Raw genomic sequence first — 12,212 nt, 5'->3', positions numbered from 1 at the left:
GCCCCTATGAGCGGGGTACTGGCTGTAGCTGTTTGACCAGGTGGAAGACCTCCCGGGCAGCGTAGCGTTTGAGGCAGCGGACGATTTCGCGCCGGGTCTTGCCCTCCTTGATCCGGCGCTCGTAGTAGTCCTGGGTGCGCGAGTCGACCCGCAGACGGGTGAACACGATGCGGTGGAGCGCGGCGTTGGCCTGCCGGTCGCCGCCGCGGTTGAGGCGACGGAACTGCCGACGTCCCGAGGAACGCTCGACAGGGCTGACACCGCAGAGGGCGGCGAACGACGCCTCGCTGTCGAGTCGTTCCGGGTTGTCCCCCACCGTGATCAGCAACGTGACCGCCGTGTCCGGGCCGATCCCCACCACATCGAGAAGCTGCGGGGCATGCTGTTCCACGAGCCGGGTCAGACGAGTCTCCACGTCCCGGATCTGCTCGGAGAGCTGGCCGATCCGGTGAGCCAGCAGGCCCAGCGTGATCCGGGTGGCCTGCAGCACCGACTCCTCGCCGACCTCTTCGCGACCACGCGCATCGGTGAACTGCGCGCAGGTACGAAAGAGTTCGGCATTGCCCAGTCCGGCCAGCTCCTCCCGCAAGACGGGATCGGCAGTGACGAGTACGGCTTTGAGCTGATTGATGGCCGTAGTGCGGGCCTTGACGGCTGACGCCTTGGTGAGTTTGTACATTCTCGCGATCTGCACCGGACCGTCGCCCGTTTTGGCCCGGGCACGGGACCGCCCACTCAACACGACTCGCGCCGCGTTCTGGGCATCAAGCGGATCCGATTTACCGCGCCGACGACGATCCGCCCGGTCCATCCAATTCACGTCGAACACGTCCACACCCTGGGCCAACAGATAGCGGGACAGGGACGCCCCATAGGCACCTGTCCCCTCCACCCCCGCCCGCCCCACGGTCCCCGACTTCCTGGCCCACTTCAGCAGAGCTCGGTATCCAGCCGCGGTGGCCGGGAACTCGTCAGTGGCGAGCACCGCCCCCGTCAAGGAGAGCACCGCAGCAACATGGGCGTCCCGGTGCGTGTCCACTCCCAGCACCACCTCCCCCACAGGGCGACGACGGCGGGCCCGCGGAGCAGGCGTCGTACTGGACAGCGCCGAACCACGCATGCCCGTTCCCCTTCCCGTCCGATGACGTATCGCGTTGCCGGTACCGAGCCGCGTCAGACGGTCAGAATCGTGAGGACGCCACAACAATCGACAGGCCCCTATCGGGACACACCCCGCCAGCCCGGCACCGACAACGCACCATCCCCGACCGCCGGCCGACACCGTGTGACTGAGACACTTCGGTCAGAAATATCATGAGTCAGACCATAGACCCGGGACAGCACCCGCCCATCCTCCCGCCCCCATCTCGCTCCAACCCAGGAACCGCAGGACATGCTCAATCCGCTTCACACAACGCCCCGAACCTGATCCCGGCCAAGCACAACAGCACACAAACGCAAGCAGCGCGATCAGGAGTCGCCAGCCGCAAGAGCGGCGACCCGGGCGCCGCCCTCGTCGGCTGCCTCACCGATCGAATAGGCGGCCGCCGACTTCGGAATCCATGCGTATGGGCCCCACCCGCCCGCGCGGATCCACGACCCAGCGCATGCCCCATCCCCCCATAGACCTCAAGATCATTATCGTGGAATTAAAATTCCATCCCATCAGGGATGCTCGAACATGGAATCCCGAGTGCAGGTCCATGCTTCTTCGGCCGTTACGAGAGCAACGTCCTCATAGCTATGAGTCCACGAACAGCGGGCAGCCTCGGGACCCTCGATCAACTCTCTCCCGAGCCCGACTACGACAACGACCCACAGGCTTGCGCGGCACCAGTCCGCCGATATTTCCGCCAGGCACCAAGAAGACCCCACCCCAGAAATACTGTCCGGTGGGGCCTCAAGCGTCCCGGAAGACGGAGTTTCGTTCGTAATGAACTGGCACGCCACCCCAAAAATAGTCAACTGAAGCATCGACCATTAGCGGAATCCCCGCGAGCTGAACCGGAACACTGCAATCCGTCAATCAAAGCAGGACTGAATCTGATCTGCACGCCATCCGGGATCAGTGCGATCCCCTTGGCGAATTCACCCCAATAGCGCATCGCGGCTACTGACTCTACGAGCGCCATACACCAACAGAAAAGCCCCCTCCGGCACAAAAAAGAATCCTCGGAATCAATCGACGCTCAGGACGGGCCCCCTGCATTCACGATTACAGCAGCCTTGGAATGCCAAAAATGGAATCATCTGACTTGCGGTAGGCAAATCAGATGTAAGAGCTTCACAAGATCTTCGCCCGGCCAGCCGCTATCGCGGCAATTCTCTCGCGATCTCTAGCGCCACATCCACTAGCTCTCGACAATTAGATGGAAAAGCATCTGGACCGCCAAGGGGAAGGTATTTCACAAGATAATGCCGAAGCGTCAAGTTGTCATTTCTGACAAACTCGCGGAGCGCAGCCTCACGCCATTCAGCCGTAAGATCACCCGAGCCATCTGATTCAGTCCCAGCTTTCGCCTCAGCCGCGCGCACATCAGATCGTCGGAGTTGCGTATAGTACCAGGCTTGAGCTGCCCCGATCCGTTCCCGATCTGACCCAGTCTTGAGATATTCAAGCAATGCGCGACGGACTCGAAGGCGCCCAAATGCTTCAATTGCCGGCTTAGCGAACCAACGCGTAAAACTAGGGTCCGGTTCATAGATCGCCGCCGCCACCAGTGGCGTGAAGAAGTCATCCGGGAGGCTCGACCTCGCCGCGAGGGGCCCACGCACCGCCCCCCACACGTCACGCGCCGCGTGCGTGTCGTGTGAGGTAGGGCTGACTTCAAGGCCGAGCAGTCGGGCCAGCTCCAGCACAGACGCGAGGTAAGTCTCAGAAGCCTCGCTCGCCTGCGACAGCATCGAACCAGCGCCTACGGCGTTTTCCGGATCGCTTGCGCCGCTCCGTTCATGCACAGCCGACTCCTCTCTTCCTCCGGACCCCATGACTATGGTACGTACGGATCCCAAGCCTCCGACCCTGGCGCAGGAAGCCCAAATCGCTCAAATGCCTGACGCGCCACGTCCTCAAGCGACATATATGCTTCGGGATCATATTCCCAATCATCGTACCCAGGGTGATAGTGGCCCGAATCATTGTCGAACATCGTAATGCGGCCATTCTCGTCGGCAGTGAACCTTCCGGCCATGAGCACCGGTGCTGGACTCTCGCCTGCTCCAAGGTCCGCTGAAAGACTAGTGTGGCCTCCGTTCAGCCGCGGCGACCCAAAATTAACGACATTGTCCTCAAGCGCTGCCGCGAGGGATCCGTCTCGCTTGACCACGTAGACGTAGTCCCCGGCCGCAAGCGGTTCACCCGGCTTGATCAAGGCATCTGCGGAGACCGGATCCTGAGGGTGATCGTTTACAAATGGGCGGTTGGGCCGCCACACATAGGCCGGCTTACAGGCATCACCGGTGTTGTGGACCAAGATCGAGATGCCGCCCGCCACAACATAGTACGTGTGCTCGCAGGGCGGGCGTCACCTGCATTTTCGCTGGTCAGCGAATTCCGGCCGGTCCGTGGGTGTGCGTGGAAGTGCCGTGCTGTGCCCCTGTGTTGCCGTCGGCGTTGCCGTCAGACGGCTGCGTGCGTGAGGGCGGCGGAGTGGGCTTTGGCCGGTGTCCTGCCCGGGTTGGGGTCGGGCATGGTCAGGGGGCCGTACGCTGGCCCGGCAACTCGGGCAGGCTTTGCCCCTGCCCGGAATTTGAACGAGTGGCCCCCTGGCCTTGCCCGACGCGGGCCCCGGCCCGGGGAGGTGGGTAAAGCCCACGGAGCCGCCCGACCCACCGTCGGACCTGCGCACCGGCCAACTCCCGGCCGTCGCCTCGCCGTCGGCCCGGCACTCGCCATGCGGGCACGTCCGGCTTTCTCCCTGTTTCCGGTCGTCCGCTACGCGCTTCTGCGCGGCCTGGTCGCTGGCCGGCCCGCGGTGGCGAAGCCGAGAGTGGGCCGGGTGGGCGGCCGTGCCGCGCGCGACCCGCGTCAGCGGGTCGCCTTGAAGACGTAGAGAAAGTTTGGACGCATCCCGCTTCGACGGTACGCCATGTCCCTCGGCTGGTCGTTCGGCTTGAAGTGTGGTCCTGCGGGCAGCCGGGTTGATCGCTGTTCGGCCGGTCCGGGACCGTGTGCTGGGGGTACCGTCTGAGTGTTGCCGCAGAACGGAGTTCGCCGTGTCGCAGAGCATCGAGGAACACGCCGGCGCTCGGATCGCCCGTATCCGGAAGCAGCGCGGCCTGACGCAGCAAGGGCTGGCGATGCGGGCGCACCTGTCGAAGTCGCTGTTGTCGAAGGTCGAGTGCGGGCAGAAGCCCGCTTCCCCGGCCCTTGTCGCCGCCTGTGCCCGTGCACTGGGTGTTTCCACATCCGACCTGCTGGGACAGCCGTACGCCGACGAACTGCGGCGCGACCGCATGGACGCCCTGATCCAGCCGATCCGTGAGGGGCTGGAGAACTGGGACGTCGCTCTGGACTGGGAGACGGCTCCGCGCCCGGCCTCGTTGGTCTGGGCGGATGTCCAGCGGGCTCTGGAGCAGCGCCGTCAGGCGCAGTACACGGACATGGTGCGCGACCTGCCTGTGCTGATCGACGAGTCGGTGCAGGCGGTGCATACCAGTACCGGGGAAGAGCAGCGGCTGGCTTACGAATGTCTGGCGGAGACGTTCCGTTGTGTGTTCACCGTGGCGTGGAAGCTCGGCTTCCTCGATCTCGCCACCGTCGCGTTGGACCGGCTCGTGTGGACCGCGCCGCGCGCCGACGAGCCGGGGCTGGCCGCGATGCATGCCTTTCTGCGTGCACAGACCACGTTGTCGTCGGGTCGGTACGACGTGGGTCTGCGGGTGGTCGATCGGGCTCTGCGGGACCTCGAAGGCCAGGAGTCACGCCGCCCGGCGGGCATTGAGGCGATGCGGGGCATGCTGCACCTGCGCGCCGCGACTATCGCGGGCCGGATGAAGGACCGGGACCATGCGGACGCCCGCCTGGCCGAGGCCCGTGCCCTTGCCCAGGCAACGGGCGAGTTGCCGGACTTCGGTGTCACCTGGGGGCCGGTGAACGTCGGTGTGCATGCCGTGGCGATCGCCTCGGAGGCTGACGACTTCGGGCGTGCGATCGCACTCGCCGACAACGTGCGGATTCCACGCGGCTGGACCCGTTCCCGGGCTGGCCACCACTGGATGGACCTCGGCCGGGCCCACGCGTGGGCGGGCCACCCGGAAAAGGCGCTGGACTGCCTGCACCAGGCCCGGCGCATCGCACCGCAGCAGACCCGCTACCACCCGACCGTGCGGGAGACCGTGCTGGCACTGAAGCGGCGGGAGCGGACGCGCAACGGCTCGTTGGCGCAGTACGCGGAGTGGGTCGGGATATAGCGGATTTATAGCGGGAGGAGTTGCACCCTTCGGTGCAACCACGGTGCATCGCCGGTCGGCAGGCTGACGTCTCGTCAGGACCCCCGCGGCCGCGCGAACGGTCCGGGGGCATGGCCAACGCTGACAAGGAGCGTCGACATGCCGCACTGTATCGCCCACATCTTCGAGCCGCTGCTGCGGCTGCTGTGGCCCGCTCGGGGTCGCCATCGCAGACCTGATCACTCATCCGCCGGCCTTGCTGTAGAGGCGTCGACCGCCTGTCCGACTCGCGTACCGGCCGCCCAGGTACTGCGTGGTGAGGAAATCGGGCTGGTCCGCCCGTACCTGGTCGCGCACGAGCGGCGAGAGACGCAGAAGCAGCAGGCTCGGCGTCGCGCGCTCCGGCTGGCTGTGCGCGGCATCGACATCAGTCCCCGGTTGTTCGGCGGAGTGGAGGTCACGGCATGACGAGCGGGACCGGACAGCTGCGCCTGCTGCCGTGGGCCGGGCCCGAGGGCAAGCCGTGCTATCTCGCAAGTGACGGGGCCGGATATCTGTCGAGGCTCGCCGACAACATGGAGTCGACCCAGCTCGGCCTGGCCGGGGAACTCTTCCAGGAGGCCAAGCGTGTTCTGGACAAGCGGCAGTGGACGCAGGGCGAACTGCACCTTCTGGCAGTCCAGTTGACTGAAGCGCTCGGCAACGTGCGCCGCATCGCGGTGAGTCGCGGCGCGCGCCTGCCCACACCCGCCGACGACGATCTCGACACCGTGGACGACCTCGAGGACGAGGAAAAGAGGCAGGAGAGTTCATACCCGGCCGTCTGCCGCTGACCGTGCCTCGTGGCTCCCTGTTCCCATCCAAACCGGGCCGGTAGAGATCCCCGGAGAGCCATGGTTCTCCGGGGATCTCCCTTGCATGCCGTCAGGTGTCCTGGGAGCGCTTGGTTCCTGGACGATGGCTCGCCTCTTCCAGGCGCTCCAGGCGCTCGCGCATGTCGGCCATCTGCTCCAGGATCAGATCCAGCTTGCCCGCCAGATCCATGTCCCGGGATGCCGACGGAGTGGGGTGCGGTGGCTGCTCTCCTGAGCTGCCTTCCGTTCCGCCTGTGTCTCCCGGCTCGCCCCAGAAGAGGCTTTCGCCGATGACGTAAGCCAGCTCTTCCGGCTGCGGCTCGCTCGGCCGGGTGCGGGAGGGGATCTTCTTGCGCGGGTTCTTGTAGACCTTGCGGACGTGCCCTTCCAGGGCCATCGTGGCCAGGGCCTGTTCGGTGTTCTCTTCGCTGTGGCCGACGGCCTTGGCGGCCTCCGCTGCGGTCAGCCGGGTGCCTTTGGGCCACGAGCCGTTACGGATCTTCTGAACAAGGGCCGCGTGGGCGAGGTGCCGTCCGAGGGCGGGATCGTCCGCGTCGCGTACGTAGGCGTCGTGGCTGTGTTCTTCGTCCTCGTAGCGGAGCCATTCGTTGCGTACGAGCAGGCTGACCGCCGTATCGATGACGCGGACCGGTACCGCGTAGTGGTCGGCGAGCGTTTCACGGCCCGGCAGCTTGGTCCCCGGGGTGAGGATGCCGGAGCGGATCTGACGTTCCAGCTCCTTGACGACGCTCTCAAAGGCGTGCTCGAAGTCCGCGGACCTGCTGACGAAGGTGCCCTTGCCCTGGCGGGTCATGACCCATCCCTCGCTGCGCAGGAGCCGCACCGCCTTCTGCACGGTCAGGCTCGACGCGCCGTACGCCTCCATCAACTGGCTGTGGGACGGCAGCAACTGCCCCGGCTGGAGCTTCTCACTTCGGATCTGCTGCTTGAGATCGTCCGCGATGCGCTCGAACGCCAGGCGCGCGTCGTCGGCAGGAGGCATCGTCATCCCTCGGGTCGGCGTACATCGGTGGCCGGAAGGACGGGCCAGCCGCCATTCCCGCAGCACAGCGCGCTGCACCGGCCAGATTAGCGACCCCAGGGACAGAGCGAGAGCGGAACAGTGATGAATAGGGATGGATGGAGTTGGATCGAGTCGGGTAGAGTCGCGTCACGCGATCATCCACATTGGTGAATCGCGCCCCTCTACCTGGAGGTTTGCCGTGAAGACCATGCCCATCGACCAGTCCCAGGCCCTGGTGATCCTGGCCTCCGAGCCTCGGCCGCGGTTCAAGGACCGCGACAGCCAGCAGCCCGCGATCGACCGGGCCACCGCGACCCACCTGCACCTGGTGGACGTGATGTTCGCCTTCAACGGCCGCGCCGAAGTGATCACCGTGAACGTCCCCGAGCCGGGTCTCGGAAAGGGCCTGAAGGTCGGCCTGCCAGTCGCCTTCACCGGCCTGGTCGCCTCGGCCTGGGAGAACGAGATCAACGGCAAGGACCGCCACGGCATCTCCCTGCGCGCCGACGCCATCACCGCCAAGGCGAGTGCCTGATGACCGGCAACCCCCTCGGACTCGCGCTGCTGGTCGTCTCCGGCCTCGGCACGCTCGGGCTGCTGGGCTGGGCCGGGTTCTGCTTCTCGCGCTGGTACCGGGCCGATGCCGAGACCCGTGTCAGCCTGCGGCAGGCACGGCGGATGCGGTGGAGCTGGAAGCGGCTCGCGCCGATGCTCGGCCTGGCCGTCAAGGACGCAACCCCCACCGTGCTCCAGCAGTACGGCCCACAGGAACAGCCGACGAAACCGCGCGTGCTGGTGCCCCGCCTGCACACCCGCGCCGACGCTTTCGGCGTCACCGTCACCGCCGACGCGCTGCCGCAGGTCGGGCTGAGTGCCTGGCAGGACGCCAGCGAGGGCCTGTGCGACGCCTGGGGCATGCGCCGCATCCGGATCACCCAGCCCACACCAGGTGTAATCGTCGCGCGCGGCTTCCGGCGGGAACCGCTGGAGGCGGTGATCCGCTCACCGCTGCTCGGCCCGGACGGCTCCCCGGTCTGCCGACCAGGTCAGTTCGTCTCTACCGATGACGTGCTGCTCGGCTGGGACGAAGACGGCACCCCCGTCGTGCTCAACCTCGCCTACTCCGCCCACGCCCTCATCGCCGGCGCCACCCGCTCCGGCAAATCGATCACCGTCAACACCCTGCTCGCCCACGCCTCCCTCATGCGGGACGTGCGCCTGATCGTGATCGACCCCAACCTCGGCGCCGTCGCGCCCTGGTGGCGCACCGCACACAAAGTCTCCGACGCCATCCACCTCGACGAACCGACCGAGATCCTGCGCTGGGTACGCGAGGAAATGCAGCGCCGTGAGCGGCTGTTCTGGTCCGGCCGCACCGACCGCATCACCGACTTCAGCCCCGACCTGCCGCTGCTGCTCGTGGTGATCGACGAGGTGGCCAACTACACCCGTCACCCCGACCGTAAGTCCCGCGAACGCTTCGAGGCCGAACTGCTGGCCATCGCCAGCCAGGGCGCCAAGTTCGGCGTCCGGCTGTGGCTGCTCACCCAGAAACCCTCCGCCGACGTGCTCACCACCGCCATCCGCACCAACCTGTCCGCCCGGATCTGCCACCGCGTCGACACCGTCGAGGACTTCCTGCACCTCTTCCCCGACGGCCGCGAACTGGACATCACCGCCGCCGACCGCACCATGCCCCAGGGCGTCTCCATCGCCTCCGTCGGCGACATGCGCACGCCCGTCCGGCTGCGCTCGGTCTACCTGCCCACCGAAGCATGCTGGCAGATCAACGACCTCATGTGCAGCAACGGACTGAAGGTCCGCGAACTGCCCGCCTCTGCCGACCTGGACAAAGCCGCGTGACCCGCGCCGGTCAGCCGCCCGAGTCGGAAAGCCCCGCTCCCGACCGAGTCCGTAACGCAGTCATCCCCGGCAAGGGCGTGTAGTCGCCAAACCCTCGCCCCTGCCGGGGCCTCCATCCCCATCCATCCACGGCACACGCATGTGCCGTAGCGCAGAGAGGTCCCGCCAGCATGCCACCACACAACCCCACCACCACAATCCCCCACCCCGAACCGGCCGCAGCCGTACTGCCGTCGTTTACCGGGTACCGGGACCTGCTCGGCCTGATACGGCAGCTGTCCTCGCTTGGCGGGTGCGCCCGGCCCATCCGGCTCGAAGGCCACCGAACCGAGATCGACGCCTTCACCGGCGAGATCCTGCGCGAACTGAAGTCCAAGGAACTGCCCGCCGGGCACCTCCTGGTCCGCTGCGGCAACCGCCGCACCACCCGCTGCCCCTCCTGCGCCGAGCTCTACCGCCAGGACACCTACCACCTCATCGCCGCCGGCCTACGCGGCGGCAAGAACATCCCCGACCAGGTCGCCGCCCACCCCCGCGTCTTCGCCACCCTCACCGCGCCCTCGTACGGACCGGTCCACGGCCGACGCGTCAACGGCTCCGCCCGCTGCCGCTGCGGACGCACCCACACCAAAGGCGACCCGATCCTCGGTGCCCCGCTCGACCCCGAGCACTACGACTACACCGGCGCGGTGCTGTGGAACGCCCACGCCCCCGCCCTGTGGGCGCGCTTCATGCTCCACCTGCGCCGCACCATCGCCGCCGCAGCCGGAATCCCCCAGCGCCTGCTCCACAGGGTCGCCCGCGTCTCGTACGCCAAGGTCGCCGAGTACCAGCGGCGCGGGCTGATCCACTTCCACGCTGTGATCCGCCTCGACGGCCCCGCAGGCAGCCACACCCCACCACCCGCATGGGCCACGCCCGAGACGTTGGCCGATGGCATCCACGCTGCCGCTGCCCGCGCCCATGTCGACGGGCCGGAGATCGACGGTCGGACCTACTCCTTCGGCTTCGGCAGGGAGCTGGACGTCAAGGTCATCCAGTCCGCCGCCTTCCAGGCCGGGACCACGATCACGGAGGGCAAGGTCGCCGGGTACGTGGCGAAGTACGCCACCAAGGGCGCCGAAAGCGCGGCCGGCACCCTCGACCGCCGACTGAAGCTGATCGCCGAACTCGGCCAGGAGACCATTCCCGGCCACGCAGCCCGCATGATCCGGACCGCCTGGGCCCTCGGCGCCCGCCGCGACCTCGCCCACCTGAAACTGCGGGCCTGGGCCCACATGCTCGGCTTCCGCGGCCACTTCTCCACCAAGACCCGCGCCTACTCCACCACCCTCGGCGCCCTCCGGACCGCCCGCGCCGCCTGGCAGAGCCGTCACACCCCCGACCCCGAACCGACCACCCTCGTCCTCGCCCACTGGGCCTACGACGGCGCCGGACTCACCCCCGACCTCGAACGCCTCGCCGCACTCATCGGCGGCGGCTCGACGCGCGAACAGGCGGTGACAGTCGGTGCGTGACGACGAACTCCTCACCGTCCCCGAAGCCATGGCCCGTCTCAAGATCGGCCGCTCCGCCCTCTACGACCTCCTGCGCACCCACCGCCTGGCCTCCCTGACCATCGGCCGCGCCCGCCGCATCCCCGCCCACGCCCTCGCTGACTACGTCCAACGCCACCTGGAAGAGGCCACCCGATGACCGCGCCCAGGCGCAAGAAGACCCGCGCCAACGGCGACGGCACCGTCTACCAGCGCAAGGACGGCCGCTGGGAAGCCGCCGGATACGTCCTCGCCCCCGGCAACACCCGCAAACGCATCCGCGTCTACGGCAACTCGCGCACTGAGGCGCAGGCCAAGCTGACCGAGAAGATCGCCGCCAGCAACCGCGGCATCCCCATCATCACCGCCCAGGGCAGCCTCGCGGCGTACCTGACGTACTGGCTGGAGAACGTCGCCGTCCACCAACTCCGCGAGACCACCCACACCCGCTACAGCGCCGTCGTCGAGCAGTACCTCATCCCCGGCCTCGGCCGGAAGAAGCTCGCCAAGCTCACCGCCAAGGACATCCGCACCTGGCTCAACGAACTGCGGACCGTCTGCCGGTGCTGCGCACGCGGCATCGACGCGGGACGCGATCCCAGGGCCCAGGCCAGCCGTCGCCCGCGTTGCTGCGCGATCGGCCAGTGCTGTCGCAAGCGCCTCTCCCCGGTCACGCTCGCCTACATCCACTCCGTGCTCAAGTCCGCCCTGGAGCACGCCGTGCGCGAGGAGGAGATTCCCCGCAACGTCGCCCGCAACGTCCGCACCGGAACCCCTCGCCCCCGCCGCTTCAACCCCCTCACCGCCGACGAAGCCCGACGCTTCCTCACCGCCGCCCAGGGCCACCGGCACGCCGCCCTGTTCGAACTCGCCCTGCGCACCGGCCTACGCAAGGGCGAACTCCTCGGCCTGCGCTGGGAAGACCTCGACCTCGACGGCTGCACCGCCACCATCCGCCGCACCCTCCAGCGCACCCGTACCGGCGGTCTGACCACCTTGCCGACCAAGACCATCAGCTCCGAACGCCGCATCGCACTGCCGGTCTCCTGCGTCACCTCGCTTCGTTCGCACCGCGAGCATCAGGCACGTGAGAAGGAGAAGGCGGGCGCGGACTGGCAGGGCAGCGGCCACGTCTTCACGCGACCCGACGGGCACCTGATCGAACCCGCCACCCTCACCCGCCACTTCAACGCCCTGCTCCGCGACGCCGGCCTCCGGCCCATCCGGTTTCATGACCTCCGCCACTCGACCGCGACCCTGCTCCTGGAGCAAGGGGTCGAACTCGTCGTCATCAAGGAACTCCTCGGCCACGCACACATCGGCGTCACCGCCACTGTGTACGCCCACGTCCGCCTCCGACTACAGCGCCAGGCCATCGACCTCCTCGGACACGCCCTCGGCAACCTCGCCGAGACCACCGCCGGAGGACGCGAGGGCGACGATCCGTCGGCTTGTGCAGCACCCGTCCACTGACGTTGCCGTCAACTACTGCCGTCAAACGCCTTGGGGCCTTGCCAGCTCAGATCTGGCAAGGCCCCAAGGTTT

At 67.4% G+C, this 12,212-nt stretch carries 10 protein-coding genes; 8 read left to right on the top strand and 2 right to left on the bottom strand.

Features of this window, described 5'->3' with window-relative positions:
• Positions 1–4: 4 nt before the first annotated feature.
• Complete coding sequence (locus tag ACZ4UV_RS09085) at positions 5–1,120, bottom strand: IS110 family RNA-guided transposase (RefSeq protein WP_451021897.1); 1,116 nt, start codon at positions 1,118–1,120, stop codon at positions 5–7.
• 3,095 nt (positions 1,121–4,215) lie between these two features.
• Here ACZ4UV_RS09085 and ACZ4UV_RS09080 point away from each other — a divergent pair.
• From ACZ4UV_RS09080 to ACZ4UV_RS09070, 3 genes are all read left to right on the top strand, one after another.
• Positions 4,216–5,412, top strand: coding sequence for a helix-turn-helix domain-containing protein (locus tag ACZ4UV_RS09080; protein ID WP_467837048.1), 1,197 nt, complete (start codon positions 4,216–4,218; stop codon positions 5,410–5,412).
• 138 nt (positions 5,413–5,550) lie between these two features.
• Positions 5,551–5,859: a hypothetical protein gene (locus tag ACZ4UV_RS09075; RefSeq protein WP_467837046.1), complete on the top strand. Its 309-nt coding sequence runs from the start codon at positions 5,551–5,553 to the stop codon at positions 5,857–5,859.
• A complete protein-coding gene (locus ACZ4UV_RS09070; RefSeq protein ID WP_402628259.1) occupies positions 5,856–6,224 on the top strand; it encodes a hypothetical protein in 369 nt (122 codons plus the stop codon). The genes ACZ4UV_RS09075 and ACZ4UV_RS09070 overlap by 4 nt, the downstream gene beginning before the upstream one ends.
• A 91-nt stretch (positions 6,225–6,315) precedes the next feature.
• Here the strand turns inward: ACZ4UV_RS09070 and ACZ4UV_RS09065 are convergent, their stop codons facing one another.
• Complete coding sequence (locus tag ACZ4UV_RS09065) at positions 6,316–7,248, bottom strand: GntR family transcriptional regulator (RefSeq protein ID WP_467837041.1); 933 nt, start codon at positions 7,246–7,248, stop codon at positions 6,316–6,318.
• Between the two features lie 229 nt (positions 7,249–7,477).
• On the opposite strand from ACZ4UV_RS09065, the gene ACZ4UV_RS09060 reads away from it, so the two are divergent.
• The 5 genes from ACZ4UV_RS09060 (at position 7,478) to ACZ4UV_RS09040 (ending at position 12,140) form a co-directional block, all read left to right on the top strand.
• Entirely contained in the window at positions 7,478–7,804 is a 327-nt protein-coding gene (locus tag ACZ4UV_RS09060; RefSeq protein ID WP_467837914.1) for an SCO3933 family regulatory protein, read from the top strand.
• Positions 7,804–9,132 (top strand): FtsK/SpoIIIE domain-containing protein, encoded by a 1,329-nt coding sequence (locus ACZ4UV_RS09055; RefSeq protein WP_266595335.1) that lies wholly within the window; start codon positions 7,804–7,806, stop codon positions 9,130–9,132. The genes ACZ4UV_RS09060 and ACZ4UV_RS09055 overlap by 1 nt, the downstream gene beginning before the upstream one ends.
• 170 nt (positions 9,133–9,302) lie before the next feature.
• Positions 9,303–10,649 (top strand): replication initiator, encoded by a 1,347-nt coding sequence (locus ACZ4UV_RS09050; RefSeq protein ID WP_467837039.1) that lies wholly within the window; start codon positions 9,303–9,305, stop codon positions 10,647–10,649.
• On the top strand, positions 10,642–10,827 hold the full coding sequence (locus ACZ4UV_RS09045) for a helix-turn-helix domain-containing protein (RefSeq protein WP_467837037.1): 186 nt from the start codon (positions 10,642–10,644) through the stop codon (positions 10,825–10,827). The genes ACZ4UV_RS09050 and ACZ4UV_RS09045 overlap by 8 nt, the downstream gene beginning before the upstream one ends.
• Positions 10,824–12,140, top strand: a complete 1,317-nt coding sequence (locus ACZ4UV_RS09040; protein ID WP_467837035.1) for a tyrosine-type recombinase/integrase — start codon at positions 10,824–10,826, stop codon at positions 12,138–12,140. Before ACZ4UV_RS09045 ends, ACZ4UV_RS09040 begins: the two co-directional genes overlap by 4 nt.
• Positions 12,141–12,212 lie beyond the last annotated feature (72 nt).

This window comes from Streptomyces sp. NPDC028289 (assembly GCF_055565975.1).
This window is presented reverse-complemented; position numbering and strand designations above follow the sequence as displayed.

Excerpts from the sequence above, each read along its gene's own strand:
- ACZ4UV_RS09075 (WP_467837046.1), top strand. The coding sequence starts at position 5,551 with ATGCCGCACTGTATCGCCCACATCTTCGAGCCGCTGCTGCGGCTGCTG.
- ACZ4UV_RS09055 (WP_266595335.1), top strand. The coding sequence starts at position 7,804 with ATGACCGGCAACCCCCTCGGACTCGCGCTGCTGGTCGTCTCCGGCCTC.
- ACZ4UV_RS09085 (WP_451021897.1), bottom strand. The coding sequence starts at position 1,120 with ATGCGTGGTTCGGCGCTGTCCAGTACGACGCCTGCTCCGCGGGCCCGC.
- ACZ4UV_RS09065 (WP_467837041.1), bottom strand. The coding sequence starts at position 7,248 with ATGCCTCCTGCCGACGACGCGCGCCTGGCGTTCGAGCGCATCGCGGAC.
- ACZ4UV_RS09060 (WP_467837914.1), top strand. The coding sequence starts at position 7,478 with ATGCCCATCGACCAGTCCCAGGCCCTGGTGATCCTGGCCTCCGAGCCT.
- ACZ4UV_RS09040 (WP_467837035.1), top strand. The coding sequence starts at position 10,824 with ATGACCGCGCCCAGGCGCAAGAAGACCCGCGCCAACGGCGACGGCACC.
- ACZ4UV_RS09070 (WP_402628259.1), top strand. The coding sequence starts at position 5,856 with ATGACGAGCGGGACCGGACAGCTGCGCCTGCTGCCGTGGGCCGGGCCC.
- ACZ4UV_RS09050 (WP_467837039.1), top strand. The coding sequence starts at position 9,303 with ATGCCACCACACAACCCCACCACCACAATCCCCCACCCCGAACCGGCC.